The following is a 16,526-nucleotide window of genomic DNA, read 5'->3' as shown; positions in this document are numbered from 1 at the left end:
CGACTGCCGACCGTACGGTCACTGGGTTTCAACGCCCTATTCCACCACTACGGTTCCCACGCTTGCGCAACAACTAAAATAACGCCCGTGGAGTAGGCACGATGTGCCCTACCGCGCCCCTCAGGGGCTGGCGATGTCGAAGCCGTAGCGCAGCGGCTCGCTGCTCACGCCGTAGTCGCGGCGGTAGATGAACACCCATGCGCGCCGCCTTCCGCGCCCCGCGCACCGGCCCCCGTCAGCGCTCTCGGGCGCCCAGCTCACGCAGTGCCTCGCGGGCCTGCTCGTGGTACTCCTCGACCCGCGCCATCTTGATGTGCTCGTAACCGCGGATGGACTGCGGGAGTTCGGCGATCCGCACGACCGTGTCGGCGTTGTCCGGCGTGAGCCGGTCCAGGGCCTGGCGCATCAGCTGCTGGTACTGCGTGACCAGGGCACGCTCGGTGCGGCGCACGGCGGCGTACGCGAACGGGTCCAGAGGGGTGCCGCGCAGCCGGCGGGCGGCCCGCAGCGCGCGGAAGGCGGGACCGCTGGTGCGGCGCAGGCGGATCTTGCGGTCCATGCCCAGCGCCCGCAGGACGGGCGGGTGCAGCATGACCGAGACCGCGGCGTCGGCGCCGAACTCGGCGCGGATACGGGCCTGTTCGACGGGGTCGAGGTGCAGGCGGGCCACCTCGTACTCGTCCTTGTACGCCATCAGCTGGTGCAATGAGGTGGCGAAGGCCTGGGCGATGCGCCTGGCGTCCCGCTCCCCCGCACGCTCGGTGGCGAGGCGGGTGACGGCCTCGACCGCCTGCCGGTAGCGGTCCGCGTAGGCGCTGTTCTGGTACTCGGTCAGGTCGCCGGCGCGGAGGTCGACCGACTCCTCCAAGGTGGTGCTGCGCGGTGCCTCCTGCTGCCGCGGTGCGGCGGCCCGGCGCACGGCCTCGGGGTCGAGCACCGCGGTGCGGCCCCAGCGGAAGGCGGCCAGGTTCTTCGCCACGGAGGCGCCGTTGAGTTCGATGGCGCGTTCCACGGCCTCCGCGCCGACGGGCAGGCAGCCGTGCTGGTAGGCCGCGCCGAGGAGCAGCATGTTGGCCGGCATGTGGTCGCCGAAGAGCTGTTCGGCCAGGCCCTGGGCGTCCAGCGGTAGCAGCGCCTCGGAGCGGGTCGCCGAAGCGATCTTGTCGAGTGCGTCCTGGGGGCCGCCGGGCACGGCGACCTGCCGGGTGATCATGGCGGCCGTGGGCACGACGGCCGTGTTCACGACGGCGACCGTCCGCTCGGGCGAGCAGGTGGCCAGGGTCGGGTCGGACGCCGCACCGAGCAGGTCGTAGCCGATGAGGACGTCGACGCCGGTGCCCGAGGCGCGCACCGCGCCGGTGACGGGGTCCTTGCCGATGCGTACGTCGCTGACGACGGGGCCACCCTTCTGGGCCAGGCCGGTCTGGTCCAGGCCCGCGGCGTGCAGTCCGTCCAGGTGTGCGGCCATCTGCAGGATCTGCGAGACGGTGACGACGCCGGTGCCGCCGATGCCGGGCATGCGCAGGACGACCTCGTGGTCGGTGAAGCGGCGCTCCGGCTCGGGCAGCGAGGTGGGCGGTTCGGGCAGGCGGGCGGGCGCGGAGGACGCCGAGGTGCCCGGCTCGACCAGGAGGAAGGAGGGGCAGTCGCCCTTGAGGCAGCTCAAGTCTGAGTTGCAGGAGGGCTGGTGGATACGGGTCTTGCTGCCGAACTCGGTCTCGACGGGCTGCACCGACAGACAGGTCGACTGCTCGGCGCAGTCGCCGCAGCCTTCGCAGACCCGCTCGTTGACCACGACCTTCTCGGCGGGCGCCGGAAGCAGGCCGCGCTTGCGCATCCGGCGTTCCTCGGCGGCGCAGCGGTCGTCGTGGATCAGCACCGTGACGCCTTCGACTGCGGCGAGTTCGCGTTCGACGTCGGCGAGGTCGTCACGGTGGCGCACGGTGGCCCGCGCGTCGAGGCGTATCCCGCGGTAGGTGCGCGGTTCGGGCGTGGTGACGACGATGCGCCGCACGCCCTCCAGCGCCAGCAACCGGGTGAGCGCGACGACGTCGAGGCCGCCTTCGACGCTCTGACCGCCGGTCATGGCGACGGCCTCGTTGTAGAGGAGCTTGTACGTCATGGTCACGCCGGCCGCGACGGCGGCGCGGACGGCGAGCGAGCCGGAGTGGTGGAAGGTGCCGTCGCCGAGGTTCTGCACGAAGTGCCGGTCGTCGGTGAAGGGCGCGAGGCCGAACCACTGCGCTCCCTCACCGCCCATCTGCGTCACGCCGATCTGGTTGCCGCGCATGCCGCTGTCGTCGAGGGCGACCATGGCGTGGCAGCCGATCCCGACCCCGACCAGGGTGTCCTCGGTCGTGCGGGTGGAGAGGTTGTGCGGGCAGCCGGAACAGAAGAAGGGGGTGCGGGAGGCGACGAGCGGCAGCATGCGCAGTCCCGAGGGGCGCGGCTGCGCGACGAGCGCCCGGGCCTGGCTCGGCAGGTGCTCGGCGCCGATGAGACGGGCCAGCGCCCGGGCCACCTCGTCGGCCTTGAGGGTGCCGCGGACCGGCAGCAGCGTGCGGCCGGTCGCGTCGCGGCGGCCGAGAACGACCGGTGCGCCCGGTCGCCCGTAGAGGGCCTGTTTGAGGTGGCCTTCCAGGAAGTCGCTCTTGTCCTCCACCACCAGCAGGCGCTCCAGGCCCTCGGTCAGCTCCGCCAGGTGCTCGCCGTCCAGCGGATAGGGCATGCCCAGCGCGATGAGCCGGATGCCGAGCCGCTCCAACTCGGCCTCGTCGATGCCGAGATCGCTCAGGGCCCGGCGCACCACGGCGAAGGACGTGCCCGAGGCGAGGACGCCCAGGGTGGCCTGCCGTGCGGAGGCGACGACGCGGTTGAGGCGGTGCTCGCGGGCGTAGGCGCGGGCGATGGCCAGCCGGCGAGTCAGCAGGTCCTGCTCGGCGTCCAGCGCGGCGGGCCCGACCAGCACCGGCGGCTTGCCGGCCGGCCGGCGCTCAGGCACCGGTACGTCGCGGCCGAGGTCGCTCAGCTCGACGGTCGCCGAGGAGTCCGCGACGTCGGAGACGATCTTCAGGGCGGTCCAGAGCCCCGCGGCTCGGGACAGGGCGACCGCGTGCAGGCCGTAGTCGATGAGTTCGCGCACCGATCCGGGCGCGAACAGCGGCAGGTACAGGCTCTGGCACATCGCCTCGCACGAGCTGGGCAGCGTGGAGGACTTGCAGTCGGGGTCGTCCCCGATCCACGCGACCGCCCCGCCCAGCGGCGCCGTGCCGGCCATCGTCGCGTGCCGGATGGCGTCCGCGGCCCGGTCCAGGCCCGGGTTCTTGCCGTACCAGAATCCGGTGACGCCCTCGTGGCGGGCTCCCGGCAGCCGGCCGAGCAGCTGGGTTCCGCCGACCGCGGTGGCGGCGAGCTCCTCGTTCAGGCCGGCCTTGAAGACGACTCCGGCCTCGTCGAGGAACCGGGCCGCGCGGCCCATCTCCAGGTCGACCGAGCCCAGCGGTGAGCCCTGGTAGCCGGAGACGTAGACGCGGGTGTCCAGCCCCCGGTCCCGGTCCAGGCGCCGCTGCTCCAGCGTGAGCCGCACCAGCGCCTGCACCCCTGACATCAGGGCACGCCCGTCGTCGGCCGTGTACTTGGCGTCGAGCGACGAGGAGAGGGCCGGGATGCTCACGAGTTCCTCCATTGGATCCGGGGAGCAGAGTGGGCACAGCACACAACCGTCCGACATCCGACGCAAGACCTGTGAGGCCAAACGCTCCAAAGACGCAAAGAACTCATGGACATGGCCCGACTTGCTTGATTCCATTGCGTCACTGCACGCCGTGGAAGGGGTGGCGATGACGCCGTACGAACTGGACGAGACCGATCACCGGCTGCTGCGTCTGCTCCAGGCGGACGGGCGGCGCACGTTCTCGGAGATGGCCCCCGAGGTCGGCCTCTCCGTGGCCGCGGTGAAGCGCAGGATCGACCGCATGCGCGACGCCGGGGTCATCACGGGCTTCACCGTCCAGGTCGACCACGCCAAACTCGGCTGGGGCATCGAGGCGTTCACCGAACTGCGCTACGCAGGCACCACCAGCATCAAGGACATCATCGCCAGCACGACGCGCACCCCGGAGGTGCAGGCGGTCTTCACCATCGCCGGCGACCTGGACGCTCTGGTCCACATGCGGGTGCGCGACATCAACCACCTGCAGGAGGTCATCGACCGCCTGCGCGGCTCGGGCAAGGTGATCGGCACCAGGACCCTGATGGTGCTCGGGTCGTGGACGCGAGAGGACTGAGCGGACTGATCGGGGGATCAGTCGCATCGCGGCGCGGGAGCGGGCCGGGGCGTGCCTTGCCTTGCCTGCCTTGCCTTGCCTGCCTTGCCTTGCCTGCCTTGCCTTGCCTTGCCTTGCCTTGCCTTGCCTTGCCGAAGGGGCTAACGCTCCGCTCGATCGCCCCGTTCGCCCGTCCGCGCCTTCTCAAGACGTCCGAGCAGGAAGGGCAGCATCCCCCGCTCCAGCAGCGCCGCCTCCCAGGCCTCACGCGCCTTCGTCACCTCCGGGTCGGCGGTGCCCGAGGCGGCGTTCCCGCCGGCGGAAGATTTCCGCACCTCCATCACCAGCCAGATCACGTCACCGACCGCCGCCCCCACGGCCATCGCGCCGATGAGCAGACCAGCCGTGAGCAGCGCGTCGCCGACGTAGGGACGGCCCTCCAGCGACCGCACCCAATGCCCGGCCAGCAGCAGCGCGAGCCCTGCCCCTGCCGCCGCGCGCCGCAGGAGCATCGAGATCGCGGACTGTCCCTCGGCAGCACGGGACTTGGCCGTCCGGCAGGCGGCGGAGTGCCGCGAGCCCGTACGCCCGGACGCCGAGGCCGGCAGCCCGAGATACGCGCGGTACTCGGCGTCCACGGCGCCCTCGATCGCGCATTGCGCCTGCAGCGCCGCCTCACGCAGTTCCTCGCGGCTGACGGCGGCCGTACACCGGTCGAGGGGCCCTGAGATCTGTTCCAGGCGCAGGGCCTGGTCCAGCACTCGCGCGAATGTGGCAGTGGGATCCGAGCCCGACGGATCAGGATCCATCACTCATCCCCCGATCCTGATCGCCTCGCCGCCTGCACACTTGCAGTCGAGCACCTGTAGTGGGCCGCGAGTCTAATAGTCCGCGAGTTGCGCAACCATCAAAGCGTCGGGCGCGGGCGAGCGCGGCATCGAGTCCGAGGCGTGGACGTCGGCGGCAGGGCGACCCCGGCAAATGCAATTGCAGGGCGAACTGGTCTATGGGACGAGGGCGTTGGCCTCTAGGTTATGCGTGGAAGCATTCACGACGCCTCGGCTGAAAGACGGACGCCACGCATGACGGACCCTGAGACGACGCACGGACCTGCGGCACACGCGAAGATCGACACCTCGGTGCCGCACTCGGCCCGGATCTGGAACTACTGGCTGGGCGGCAAGGACAACTACCCGGTCGACGAGGAGGCGGGCGACGCGTACACCGCCGTGTTCCCCGGCATCGTCACCATCGCCCGCAGCAGCCGCGCCTTCCTGCGACGCAACATCACCTACCTGATCACCGAGGCCGGAATCAGGCAGTTCCTGGACATCGGCACCGGCCTGCCGACCGCCAACAACACGCACGAGGTGGCCCAGAAGCTGGCACCCGAGGCGCGGATCGTCTACGTCGACAACGACCCGATGGTCCTCTCCCACGCGCGGGCGCTGCTCTACTCCTCCCACGAGGGGGCGACGGCCTACGTCGACGCCAACGTGACGGACCCGGACCGCATCCTGGCCGCCGCTGCCGAGACGCTGGACTTCACCCGCCCCACGGCGCTGATCCTCAGCAACATCCTGGGCCACGTCGGCGACTACAAGGACGCCCGCGCCATCGTGACCCGGCTGATGGACGCGCTGCCCTCGGGCAGCTACCTGTCGATCAACGACGGCTCGCGGGGCATCGACCCGGTATTCGAGCAGGCGCAGGACGCCTACAACGAGAGCGGGGCCGTCCCCTACAACCTGCGCACCGTCGACGAGATCACCGCGTACTTCGAGGGCCTGGAGCTCGTCGAGCCCGGTGTCGTGTCGGTTCCGCTGTGGCGTCCGGAGACCGACACGCCGGCCCCGGAACTCATCGGCGAGCACGGCGGCCTGGCCCGAAAGCCCTGACGCTCACCGGTCGGTCGGACATGTCGCGCTCCGCCGCGCCTTGGGGCACGGTGGAGTGACCCGTGACACAGGTGTCACGGCGGAGAGGAGCACCGGCATGTCGAACCACACCTACCGGGTCACGGAGATCGTCGGCACCTCGCCCGACGGCGTCGACCAGGCCATCCGCAACGGCCTTTCCCGTGCCTCGCAGACCCTGCGCAATCTGGACTGGTTCGAGGTGACCCAGGTCAGGGGTCAGATCGAGGAGGGGGACGTCGCGCACTGGCAGGTCGGTCTGAAGGTGGGTTTCCGACTGGACGAGGACAGCTGAGGGGTCGGAGAGACGTGTCGGCGCCCGCACGGCCGAGCGGACAGGCGGCCGAGCGGCTGAGCGGTCAGGCGGCCGAGCGGACAGGCGGGCGAGCCGCCGAGCGGTCAGGCGGCCGAGCGGACAGGCGGGCGAGCCGCCGAGCGGACAGGCGGCCGAGCGGACAGGCGGGCGAGCCGCCGAGCGGACAGGCGGCCGAGCGGACAGGCGGCCGAGCGGACAGGCGGGCGAGCCGCCGAGCGGACAGGCGGCTGAGCGGACAGGCGGGCGAGCGGCTGAGCGGTCAGGCGGGCGAGCGGTACGGCGGGCGAGCGGACAGGCGGCCCGCCCGGCTCAGGTCCGTCCCTCGCCCTCCTGCGCCGTCTTCAGCGCGGCCGACGGGGCCGTCCAGCGTGCCCGTACGACGGGAAAACCGGCCCGCTCGGCGTCGTCGCACACCAGCTCGTCGTCGTCCACGACCACGCGGACGTCCCGGTCGCGGGCGAGGCGGCGCAGGATCTCCAGCTTGGTGCGGCGGGCGGGCCTGCGGTCGTCGTTGCGCCGCATGTGCACCGTCCCGTCGGGCAGCCCCTGCGCGGCGAGCCAGGCGAGAGTGTCGCGGCGGCAGCGCTCGGGCCGGCCGGTGAGATACACGACCTCGCACTCCTGCGCGCTCTGAAGCACCAGCGCGATGCCCTCCGGGATCGGCGGGTCGGCCGGTGCGGCGGCGAAGAACGCGTCCCAGTCACGTGGCTTGCGCTCCAGGAACCGCTGCCGATGGGCCGTGTCGGCGAGCGTGTTGTCCAGGTCGAACACGGCGAGAGGACGTCTGCTGCTGTCGGTCACACGGCCACCCTAAGCAGTGGTCAAGTGGCCTGCGCGAGGAAGGCGATGAGCGCGGCGGTGAGTTCGGCCGGGGCGTCCTCCTGCACGAGGTGACCGGCGCCGGCGATCGGCTCCAGGCGCGCACCCGGGATGCGGGCGACGAGTTCGCGCCCCTTCGCCGGCGGGATCCAGGTGTCCTCCTGGCCCCAGCAGACCAGCGTGGGGATGCCGATCTCGCCGTAGCGGTGCTGCACCTGGTTGGTGTGGCGCTGGTCGGCCTGCGCGATCTGCCGGTAGAAGGCCGCCTGGCCCGGGTCGCCGAGCCAGGGCGCGACGAGCCGTTCCAGAACGGCGGGGTGCAGGCCGCGGCTGCTCGCCGAGCCGACGTGCTCACGCACCAGGGCGCCGTGCAGAGCGGGCGGCAGCTGCTCGAAGACGTCGGCGTGCTTGCCGACCAGCCGGAAGAACGGGGAGCCCCAGGGCTGCAGCGCGACCGGGTCGACGAGCGCGAGGGCCCGGTAGCGCGCCCCGTGCAGCAGATGCGCCCGCAGGGAGACGGCGCCGCCGAAGTCGTGGGCCACCACGAGCGGTTCCATCAGGTCCCAGTGCGCCAGGAGTTCGGTGAAGACCCGGCCCTGAGCCGCGAGGGAGACGTCCTGCCCGGCGGTCATCTGCGAGGCGCCGTAACCGGGCATGTCCCACACGAACACCTGGTGGCGGCGGGCGAGCGAGCGGGCGACGGCACGCCAGACGTACGAGGAGAACGGTGTGCCGTGACAGAGGACGACCGGGTCCCGGCCCGGCTCGCCGAGCGTGTCCCAGCGGACGTCGCCCGAGGAGCTGCGGAAGGTCTTGGTCAGCGGCCAGTCACTCACAGGCGGTGCTCCCAGGCGTCGTGGATCGGCCGTGACGCGTACACGCTAGCAACCGGCCGCGACCGACCGGAGACCCTTTCCGCCCGCGGCCCCGGCCGCCGGAGGAATCCTGGGGACTCCCAGGTGTTGAAGCAAGCATGAGCTCCGCGATCGCCTCGACCCGCTTCTCCGTCCTCGACCGCTCCCGCACCCGCGAGGGCCACACCGACGCGGAGGCCCTGCGTGACACCGTAGGGCTGGCCGGGGAGCTGGAGACGCTGGGCTACCACCGCGTCTGGGTCTCGGAGCATCACGGGGTGCCCGGGGTCGCCGGGTCCGCGCCGACCGTGCTGGCCGCCGCCGTCGCGGGCGCCACGCGGTCGATCCGGGTCGGCACCGGCGGCGTGATGCTGCCCAACCACCAACCTCTGGTCGTGGCCGAGCAGTTCGGGGTGCTGGAGTCCCTCTTCCCCGGGCGGATCGACATGGGACTCGGCCGCTCCGTCGGGTTCACCGGCGGGGTGCGCAAGGCGCTGGGCCGGGACAAGGACGACGCGGAGGACTTCGAGGCGCAGCTGCACGAGCTGCTCGGCTGGTTCCGCGGGACCTCGCCGACGGGGGTGCATGCGCGGCCCGCCGAGGGCCTGACCGTGCCGCCGTTCGTCCTGGCCATGGGCGAGGGCGCCGCGATCGCCGCCCGTGCGGGCCTGCCGATGGTCATCGGCGATCTCCGCAACCGCGACAAGATGCAGCGCGGCATCGACCACTACCGCACCCACTTCCGGCCCTCCCTCTGGGCGAGCGAACCTTACGTCGTCATCTCCGGAACCATCGCCGTGGCCGCCTCACCCGAGGAGGCCCGGCGACTGCTGATCCCGGAGGCCTGGTCGATGGCGTACTCCCGCACCCACGGCACCTTCCCGCCCCTGCCGCCCGCGGAGCGCGTCGAGGGCCTGCCCATGACGGACAAGGAGCGCGGCTTCTACGAGTCCGGTCTCGCGGGCCACATCGCCGGGACCGAGGACCAGGTCGCGCACGAGCTGGAGACGGTGCTGAAGGAGACCGGCGCACAGGAGGTACTGGTGACGACCAGCACGTACGACCGTGCGGCCCTGGTGGACTCGTATCGACGCCTCGCCCGCCTGTGGTGACCTCCCGGCCTCCGGCGCCCTACGACATCGCCCAAAGCTGGTCTACGAGATCGCCCGCAGCCTGCCGTGGGGCCGGTGCCGGAGTTGCTCGACGGCCTGAGCGGTCCGCTCGTCCGCGGGCAGAAGCACGACCAACTGCCGGCTGTCCGCCGCGAGTTCGAGGATCTCGCGGTTGAGCCGCAGGGTCGCCGCCGGACAGGTGGGTGATGCGGAGGGCTCCCCGTTGCGGAACCATGTGCCGGTTCAGGCGGCGCGTGAACTCGGGCCCGGCCACGGGGGCGAGCTCCGCGGTGAACCACTCGGAGAGCCCGTCGTCGTACGCCGCCGAAGGCGTCACCGACGAGACGCTGTGGCCCGACCGATCCCACCCTGATCCCCTACCGCCGCTCCAAGGCCCTCGCCGAGCGCACGGCCTGGGACTTCATGGAGAGCCACGCCGGCCCGACCGAACTGACCACCGTGCTGCCGCCGTCTTCGGCCCCGTCCTGACGGCGGACACGACCGGGTCCGTCGGCATCGTGGCCCGCATGATGACCGGCGAGATGGCCGGCATCCCGCGGATCGGCCTGGAGATCGTGGACGTGCGCGACCTCGTCGAGGTGCACATCCTGGCGATGACGTCACCGGCCGCCGCGGGCCAACGCTTCCTCGCCACCGGCGAGTTCCTGTGGAGGGCGGACATGGCACGCACCCTCCGCGACGGTCTGGGCGAGCGGGGGCCGCAAGGGGCCCACCCGCCAGGTCCCGGACTTCGTCATCCGCCTGCTGGCCCGCTTCCGCGACCCGTCCCTGCGGGAGATCACCCCCGCGTTCGGCCGCCGCAACCGCCACAGCACGGAAAAGGCGCGCACGCCGCTCGGCTGGCAGCCACGGACCGCCCGGCAGACGGTGCTCGACTGCGCGGAGAGCCTCATGGCGCAGGGCGCGGTGTGAGGGCGCGGCAACAGGCGCACCACCCCGATCATCAGGCACACGACAACCTTTAGTCTTCTCTTGTTGGTCTGCCTGTCGGGGGACACGGGGACAAGGGGGGAACAAGGGCCGATGAACGATGCCACCGAGGTGTTCCAGCCGTTGCAGGTGGACGATCCGCCCATGGTGGCCGGTTACCGGCTGGCCGCGCGGCTCGGCGCCGGTGGCATGGGGCGGGTCTATCTCTCGCACACACAGGGCGGACGGCCCGTCGCGATCAAGGTCGTGCGGCCGGAGCTGGCCGACGACCCGGCCTTCCGGCGGCGCTTCGGCCGCGAGATCAAGGCGGCACAGAGGGTCCGGGGTGCCTACACCGCCGAACTGATCGACGCCGACGCGGACGGCATACCGCCCTGGCTCGCCACGCTCTACGTGCCCGGGCCCAACCTGGCCGAGGCGGTCACCCGGCGCGGACCGCTGCCGGTGCCCGCGGTGCTGTGGCTGATGGCCGGAGTGGCCGAGGCGCTGCAGGCCATCCACGACGCGGGCATCGTGCACCGCGACCTGAAGCCGTCGAACGTGCTGCTGGCCGCCGACGGACCCCGCGTGATCGACTTCGGCATCTCGCTCGCAGCGGACGCCACCTGGCACACCGCCACCGGCTCCGCCGTCGGCACGCCACAGTTCATGGCCCCCGAACAGGCGACGGCCGGTGAAGTCACCGCGGCGACCGACGTGTTCGCGCTCGGCCAGACCGCGGCGTTCGCAGCGCTCGGCGAACCGCTCTACGGGGACGGCCCTTCAGCCACCGTGCTCTACCGCATCGTGCACTCCGAGCCCGAACTCTCCCTGCTCCCTGAGCAGTTGCGTCCGCTGATCGCCAAGTGCCTGGCCGCAGAACCCGCGGAGCGCATCACCCCGGCGGAGATCGTCGAGTGGTGCCGGCAGCGGCTGGGACGGGCCGCCGACGCGGGCGGCGGGCCGGCCGTGTGGCGGGAGGCCGCGGGACCCGAGGTCACCGTTCCCGCTCCGGCCCCCGACCCCACGCGCTTCCATACGATCGCGGCAGCGCAGACGATCCCCGCCCACGCGGGGCCGCTGCTCGCCCAACCTCAGCTCCAGACCCGGCCGATGGCACCGGGCGGACGCTCGGCCCGCCGAAGACGTACGGCGCTGGTGACGGCCGCCGCCGTGGCCGGGGGCGCGTTGCTGCTGACGGGGCTGACGTGGATGCTCCATGACGTGGCGCAGGGGCAGCGTTACCGGGATACGGCCGCGTCCTCGGGGCCGGGCTCGGAAGGGTCCGGGTCCGTGCGGCCGTCCCGGTCTGCGCTTGGGTCCGGGCCCGGGTCCGGATCGGCGTCCGCGTCGGCCGCGGGCACCCGCTCCCCGGAGCAGTCGAGCCCCTCCCCCACCGCGCCCGCGACCCCGCGACCCGTGCCGTACCCCCAGCAATGGCTGGACGAGAAGACCTCACTCAGCCTCGAAGAGCCGGTCGCCCACAAGAGCCGCAAGGGCGACATCCGCTTCGACTGCAAGCAGGTCGGCTGCGCGCTGCAGAGCGACACCAGCGACCTGGCCCTGCTCTACAGCAAGCCGGGCGCCACCTACGACTCGTGCCGCTCCGCCGTCGCCGGCGTGGACACCCACCGCCTCCCGCTGGCCGCCGTGGCACCCGGCAGCGAGATCTGCGTCCAGGGCCCTTCCGGAGCCATCGCCCTGCTCGTCGTCCAGGTGAAGTCGACCGCCCTGTGGGACAAGCCCGGGACCAGCTTCCTGACCGCTGACATGACCGTCTGGCGGAAGGCGTAGTCGCGTGGGGACCGACTTCACGCCGCGCCCCGGAAATTCTCAACTCCCTTCGAGGGTACGGAGTTAGCCTCAGCACTGCCATCGTCCAACGGGGAGGGGTACGGCATGCAGCAGCAGGACTGGGTCGGACGGGCGGGAGAGCTCTTCGAGGCCGCGATGTTCCGCGATGACGCGTCCGCGCTGGATCGATCCGACGAGGTGCTGGACGCGGTCGAGGCTCCCTTGTCCATGGCGCGGGGCAAGGTCCTGCACGTCCGGTTCCTCAACGACCGCGAGGAGAACGGCCGGGAACTGGAACTGTTCGAGCGCGCGGCCGAGTTGTACCGGCGGCTGGGGGACGTGCCGGGTGAGGCCGACGCGTTGTTCTGGATCGGGTGCTGGCATCAGGTGGTGAAGGGCGACGGCATCACCGGCAGGCCGTACTTCGAGCGGTCGTACGCGCTGGCGAAGTCCGTCGACGACCGGATGACGATGTCGTACGCGATCCGCCACCTCGGCTTCTCCGACAAGGACGCGGGTCGATTCGACCAGGCCCGCGAGCGGTTGACCGAATCGGTGACGCTGCGCCGAGCGATCGGCTTCCGGCCCGGGGAGGCGGCGGGCCTGGTGGCGCTGGCCTACCTCGCGGCCGAGACCGGTGACCGGCCGACGGCCTTCCGCCACCTCGACGAGGCGCAGACGGTCGCCGAGGAATGCGGTGCCAAGGCCGTGTCGGGGTGGGTGGAGCAGGCGCGCACGCTGATCGGCACGTAGGCGGGTCCACGATCACCTTTGTCGCCACGCCTTGTGGCTGGAGAAGCGATGAGACCGATCGACTACGACACCGAACAGCACGAGCACTACGCGCGCGGCCGGGTGCTCACCCAGCAGCAACTGCAGGTATGGATCAGCGCTTTCGCAGCCGTGCTGCCCGATCGGCGCCCGCTGACGGGGATGGACATCGGCTCGGGGACCGGCAGGTTCACGCCGGCCCTGGCGAGCGCGTTCGGGCCCGTCGTCGGCGTCGAGCCGTCGGACCGGATGCGCGAGGTGGCCCAGGCGCACTCCCCGCATCCCGGCGTGCGGTATCTCCCGGGCAGCGCCGAGGACATACCCGTGCCGTCCGGCAGCGCCGACTACGCGCTCCTGGGCTGGTCATGGCACCACGTCCGGGACAAGCCCCGGGCAGTCCCGGAGTTGGCCCGAGTGCTCAGGACCGGTGGGCGGCTGCTCCTGCGCACGAACTTCAGCGACCACCATCCGCGGCCGTGGTGGCTGGAGTACTTCCCCCGTGGCTACGAGGCGGACGCCTCGATATTCCAGCCGCTGCACGAAGTCATCGAGACGTTCACGTCGGCGGGCTGGCGCGTCGCCGACTTCCGCACGGTCACCGAGCCGTCGGCCGGCACCCGCGGCGACATGCTCGAACGGCTACGTCTGCGCACCCTCTCGTTCTTCGCCCAGCTCACTCCGGCCGAGCTCGAAGCCGGCTTCCGCCGGCTGGAACAGGCCGTGGCCGTGGACCCCGACGGCCCGGCCCCTGTGTTCGCCGAGCCGCTGCTCACGCTTGAACTGCGCTGATACGGACGTGAACGATCAGTCGCCGAAGTAGGCCTTGGCGACGGCGTAGGTGTCCTCGTAGAGGTGGTAGCGGGTGATGCGCCCGTCCCGGACCGTGGTGTGGAGGGCGAACGCCGTGTCGATGGCCCGGCCCGTCTTCCTGACCTCGGAGACCATGCGCCCGATGAGCACCACGTCGTCGCCGTCGGCGATGACCTGGCGCAGGTCGAACTCCTTGGCCCGCACATGGGTCTGCAGCAGCTCGAAGAACGTCCGCATGCCCTCTGCCGAGTCGACCTCCGGTACCCACGGGATGCCCGGCGGGTGCGGGATCGAGAAAGACACCGAGTCGGCGAACAGCGCCGCCGCCTCCGCATTCTTTCCCTCGGCGAGCAGCGGGAACAGGCGCTGCACAGTCTGCACCGGTGACTCTGTTGTCATGTGTGCCGACACTACAGGTGGGTTGGACGCTGCCGGGCGCACGGCGGTACTGCTACACCGACTCCCCCCGCTCCGCCCGAACAGCGATCGTCCCGTCCCTCGCGTCCACCACTGCGTGATCCCCGGCCTTCAGCTCACCCGACAGCAGCAGGTCCGCAAGCCGGTCGTCGACCTCGCGCTGGATCGTTCGGCGCAACGGGCGGGCGCCGAAGTCGGGCTGGTGGCCGATGTTCGCCAGGAGGTCGGCCGCCGCGTCGGTGACCTCCAGCGTGACGTCCTGGGCGTGCAGCCGGCGCCGGGTGTGCTCCAGGAGGAGTTCGACGATCTGGCGCAGCTGGGTGCGGTCGAGGCCTCGGAAGACGATGATCTCGTCGATGCGGTTGAGGAACTCGGGGCGGAAGTGCTGGTTCAGGATCGGCATCACGGTCTCGCGGACCTTGGCGTAGTCGTCCACGCCCGCCGCCAGGATGCGGTCGGCGCCGATGTTCGACGTCATGATGATCACGGTGTTCTTGAAGTCGACCGTGCGGCCCCGGGAGTCGGTGAGACGGCCGTCGTCCAGCAGTTGCAGCAGTGTGTTGAAGACGTCCGGGTGCGCCTTCTCCACCTCGTCCAGCAGCACCACGGCGTACGGCTGCCTGCGTACGGCTTCGGTGAGCTGGCCGGCCTCCTCGTGGCCGACGTATCCGGGAGGCGCGCCGACCAGTCGGGAGACGGTGTGCCGCTCCTGGAACTCGCTCATGTCCAGGCGGATCATGCGGTGTTCGTCGCCGAACAGCGCCGCGGCCAGGGCGCGGGCCAGCTCGGTCTTGCCGACACCGGTGGGACCGAGGAAGAGGAAGCTGCCGACCGGGCGGTTGGGGTCGCTCATGCCGGCGCGTGCGCGGCGTACCGCCCGGGCGATCGCGGCGATCGCCTCGTCCTGGCCGACCACCCGCTCGTGCAGGTGCTCCTCCAGCTTCATGAGCCGGGCCCGCTCCTCCTCGGTGAGCTGGGCGACGGGGATGCCGGTGGTGCGGGAGACGACCTCGGCGATGTCCTCGGCCGTCACCTTGGGCACCTGTGCCTCGCCCTTACCGGCCTCGGTGAGCTGTGCCTCGGTCTCCTTGATGCGGTCGCGCAGCTCCTTGGCGCGCTCGTACTCCTCGTCGGCGACCGCCTGGTCCTTCTCCCGGCCCAGGGCGGCGATCCGGTCCTCGATCTCGCGGGTGTCGGCGAGCGGCGTCTTGGCGCGCAGCCGGACCCGCGCCGCCGCCTGGTCCATCAGGTCGATCGCCTTGTCCGGCAGGAAGCGGGAGGTGATGTAGCGGTCGGACAGTTCGGCCGCCGCGACGACCGCCTCGTCGGTGATACGGACCTGGTGGTGGGCTTCGTAGCGGTCGCGCAGCCCGCGCAGGATCTCCACCGTGTCGTCGACCGTCGGCTCGCCGACCAGGATCGGCGCGAAGCGGCGCTCCAGGGCGGCGTCCTTCTCGATGTGCCGGCGGTACTCGTCGATGGTGGTGGCGCCGATCAGGTGCAGTTCGCCGCGGGCCAGAGCGGGCTTGAGCATGTTGCCCGCGTCCATGGCGCCCTCGCCGCCGCCGCCCGCGCCGACGACGGTGTGCAACTCGTCGAGGAAGAGCACCAGTTCGTGTCCGTGCTCGCTCACCTCGTCGAGGAGCTTCTTCAGCCGCTCCTCGAACTCGCCGCGGTACTTCGTGCCGGCGACCATGCCGGCCAGGTCCAGGGAGACCAGCCGCTTGCCTTCCAGTGTCTTCGGTACGTCGCCGGAGACGATGCGCTGGGCGATGCCCTCGACGATCGCGGTCTTGCCGACGCCCGGGTCGCCGACCAGGACCGGGTTGTTCTTGCTGCGGCGGGAGAGGACCTCGATGGTCTGCTCGACCTCCTCGTCCCGCCCGATCACCGGGTCGAGACGGCCGGCGCGGGCGTCCTCGGTGAGGTCGCGGCCGTATTCGTCGACGGTGGGCGTGCTGCTGGGCCGCTTGCGCTCGGCCGCGCCCTCGCCGGCGCCGGAGGGCAGCCGGGCGGGCTCCCAGCCGTTCTCGTTGAGGAGGTGCCCGGCCGCCGACTCCGGGTTGGCGGCCAGCGCCCGCAGCAGGTGCTCGGGGCCGATGTAGGAGGAGCCCTCGGCACGGGAGAGCTGGTAGGCGTCGAGCAGGGCGCGCTTGGCCGACGGGGTCAGTGTGGTGGGCTCGGTCTTCTCGCCGCCGGCCTCGGCGGCCTCCAGCCGCTCCCTGATCCGGTCCGGGTCCGCGCCGGCCTCGGTGAGCATCCGGCGGGTGGAGTCGTGCCGGGTGGCGGCGGCCAGCAGATGCCGGGCGTCCAGCTCCTCGCTGCCCTCGACCGCGGCGATGTCCCTCGCGTCGGCCACCAGCTCCCGGGCCCGCTCGGACAGCAGGCTGCCGATGTCGACCCGCTGCGCCCTCCGGCTCGGCGATCCACCCCCGGTGCCTCCGAAGAACCGGGACATCAACTCGTCGAACTCCTCGAAGGGACTGCGTCCGAAACCGAAACCGGGAGTAGTCATGTCCACG

Annotated in this window: 14 protein-coding genes and 1 pseudogene; 7 read left to right on the top strand and 8 right to left on the bottom strand. The window is 71.6% G+C overall.

The window, feature by feature from the left end; all coding sequences use genetic code 11:
- Positions 1-235 precede the first annotated feature (235 nt).
- Positions 236-3,673 carry an indolepyruvate ferredoxin oxidoreductase family protein gene (locus tag ACGFYN_RS26720; protein ID WP_393868397.1) on the bottom strand — a complete coding sequence of 1,146 codons (3,438 nt, stop codon included), beginning with the start codon at positions 3,671-3,673 and terminating at the stop codon, positions 236-238.
- Positions 3,674-3,839: 166 nt separating this feature from the next.
- Here ACGFYN_RS26720 and ACGFYN_RS26715 point away from each other — a divergent pair, with 166 nt between their 5' ends.
- Positions 3,840-4,286: an Lrp/AsnC family transcriptional regulator gene (locus ACGFYN_RS26715; protein WP_393868396.1), complete on the top strand. Its 447-nt coding sequence runs from the start codon at positions 3,840-3,842 to the stop codon at positions 4,284-4,286.
- Between the two features lie 140 nt (positions 4,287-4,426).
- Here the strand turns inward: ACGFYN_RS26715 and ACGFYN_RS26710 are convergent, their stop codons facing one another.
- Positions 4,427-5,026 (bottom strand): hypothetical protein, encoded by a 600-nt coding sequence (locus ACGFYN_RS26710; RefSeq protein WP_393868395.1) that lies wholly within the window; start codon positions 5,024-5,026, stop codon positions 4,427-4,429.
- A 321-nt stretch (positions 5,027-5,347) separates the two neighbouring features.
- On the opposite strand from ACGFYN_RS26710, the gene ACGFYN_RS26705 reads away from it, so the two are divergent.
- Together ACGFYN_RS26705 and ACGFYN_RS26700 are read left to right on the top strand one after the other, a co-directional pair.
- Positions 5,348-6,163 (top strand): SAM-dependent methyltransferase, encoded by an 816-nt coding sequence (locus ACGFYN_RS26705; protein ID WP_393868394.1) that lies wholly within the window; start codon positions 5,348-5,350, stop codon positions 6,161-6,163.
- Between the two features lie 97 nt (positions 6,164-6,260).
- A complete protein-coding gene (locus ACGFYN_RS26700) occupies positions 6,261-6,476 on the top strand; it encodes a dodecin (RefSeq protein ID WP_393868393.1) in 216 nt (71 codons plus the stop codon).
- Positions 6,477-6,806: 330 nt separating this feature from the next.
- On the opposite strand, the gene ACGFYN_RS26695 is transcribed toward ACGFYN_RS26700, so the two are convergent.
- Both ACGFYN_RS26695 and ACGFYN_RS26690 read right to left on the bottom strand, forming a co-directional pair.
- Positions 6,807-7,298, bottom strand: a complete 492-nt coding sequence (locus ACGFYN_RS26695; RefSeq protein ID WP_393868392.1) for a hypothetical protein — start codon at positions 7,296-7,298, stop codon at positions 6,807-6,809.
- 20 nt (positions 7,299-7,318) lie between these two features.
- Entirely contained in the window at positions 7,319-8,152 is an 834-nt protein-coding gene (locus ACGFYN_RS26690; protein WP_393868391.1) for an alpha/beta fold hydrolase, read from the bottom strand.
- A gap of 137 nt (positions 8,153-8,289) precedes the next feature.
- On the opposite strand from ACGFYN_RS26690, the gene ACGFYN_RS26685 reads away from it, so the two are divergent.
- Positions 8,290-9,282: an LLM class flavin-dependent oxidoreductase gene (locus tag ACGFYN_RS26685; RefSeq protein WP_393868390.1), complete on the top strand. Its 993-nt coding sequence runs from the start codon at positions 8,290-8,292 to the stop codon at positions 9,280-9,282.
- A gap of 42 nt (positions 9,283-9,324) precedes the next feature.
- On the opposite strand, the pseudogene ACGFYN_RS26680 reads toward ACGFYN_RS26685, so the two are convergent.
- Together ACGFYN_RS26680 and ACGFYN_RS26675 are read right to left on the bottom strand one after the other, a co-directional pair.
- Positions 9,325-9,583, bottom strand: a pseudogene (locus tag ACGFYN_RS26680) (transcriptional regulator); the annotation flags it as partial.
- Positions 9,584-9,659: 76 nt separating this feature from the next.
- A complete protein-coding gene (locus ACGFYN_RS26675; RefSeq protein WP_393868389.1) occupies positions 9,660-9,887 on the bottom strand; it encodes a hypothetical protein in 228 nt (75 codons plus the stop codon).
- A gap of 439 nt (positions 9,888-10,326) precedes the next feature.
- Here ACGFYN_RS26675 and ACGFYN_RS26670 point away from each other — a divergent pair, with 439 nt between their 5' ends.
- The 3 genes from ACGFYN_RS26670 (at position 10,327) to ACGFYN_RS26660 (ending at position 13,566) form a co-directional block, all read left to right on the top strand.
- Entirely contained in the window at positions 10,327-12,006 is a 1,680-nt protein-coding gene (locus ACGFYN_RS26670; protein WP_393868388.1) for a serine/threonine-protein kinase, read from the top strand.
- Positions 12,007-12,111: 105 nt separating this feature from the next.
- Positions 12,112-12,759, top strand: coding sequence for a tetratricopeptide repeat protein (locus ACGFYN_RS26665; RefSeq protein WP_393868387.1), 648 nt, complete (start codon positions 12,112-12,114; stop codon positions 12,757-12,759).
- A 48-nt stretch (positions 12,760-12,807) separates the two neighbouring features.
- Positions 12,808-13,566 carry a class I SAM-dependent methyltransferase gene (locus ACGFYN_RS26660; RefSeq protein WP_393868386.1) on the top strand — a complete coding sequence of 253 codons (759 nt, stop codon included), beginning with the start codon at positions 12,808-12,810 and terminating at the stop codon, positions 13,564-13,566.
- Between the two features lie 15 nt (positions 13,567-13,581).
- Here ACGFYN_RS26660 and ACGFYN_RS26655 read toward each other — a convergent pair whose 3' ends face one another.
- On the bottom strand, positions 13,582-13,968 hold the full coding sequence (locus ACGFYN_RS26655) for a nuclear transport factor 2 family protein (RefSeq protein ID WP_393868385.1): 387 nt from the start codon (positions 13,966-13,968) through the stop codon (positions 13,582-13,584).
- Between the two features lie 70 nt (positions 13,969-14,038).
- A complete protein-coding gene (locus ACGFYN_RS26650) occupies positions 14,039-16,519 on the bottom strand; it encodes an ATP-dependent Clp protease ATP-binding subunit (RefSeq protein ID WP_393868384.1) in 2,481 nt (826 codons plus the stop codon).
- Positions 16,520-16,526 lie beyond the last annotated feature (7 nt).

Source organism: Streptomyces sp. NPDC048419 (genome assembly GCF_043200415.1).
Classification (GTDB): Bacteria; Actinomycetota; Actinomycetes; order Streptomycetales; family Streptomycetaceae; genus Streptomyces.
This window is presented reverse-complemented; position numbering and strand designations above follow the sequence as displayed.

Bases quoted from the DNA above. Each gene is read 5' to 3' on its own strand.
- ACGFYN_RS26715 (WP_393868396.1), top strand. From the start codon at position 3,840: ATGACGCCGTACGAACTGGACGAGACCGATCACCGGCTGCTGCGTCTG.
- ACGFYN_RS26705 (WP_393868394.1), top strand. From the start codon at position 5,348: ATGACGGACCCTGAGACGACGCACGGACCTGCGGCACACGCGAAGATC.
- ACGFYN_RS26700 (WP_393868393.1), top strand. From the start codon at position 6,261: ATGTCGAACCACACCTACCGGGTCACGGAGATCGTCGGCACCTCGCCC.
- ACGFYN_RS26685 (WP_393868390.1), top strand. From the start codon at position 8,290: ATGAGCTCCGCGATCGCCTCGACCCGCTTCTCCGTCCTCGACCGCTCC.
- ACGFYN_RS26670 (WP_393868388.1), top strand. From the start codon at position 10,327: ATGAACGATGCCACCGAGGTGTTCCAGCCGTTGCAGGTGGACGATCCG.
- ACGFYN_RS26665 (WP_393868387.1), top strand. From the start codon at position 12,112: ATGCAGCAGCAGGACTGGGTCGGACGGGCGGGAGAGCTCTTCGAGGCC.
- ACGFYN_RS26660 (WP_393868386.1), top strand. From the start codon at position 12,808: ATGAGACCGATCGACTACGACACCGAACAGCACGAGCACTACGCGCGC.
- ACGFYN_RS26650 (WP_393868384.1), bottom strand. From the start codon at position 16,519: ATGACTACTCCCGGTTTCGGTTTCGGACGCAGTCCCTTCGAGGAGTTC.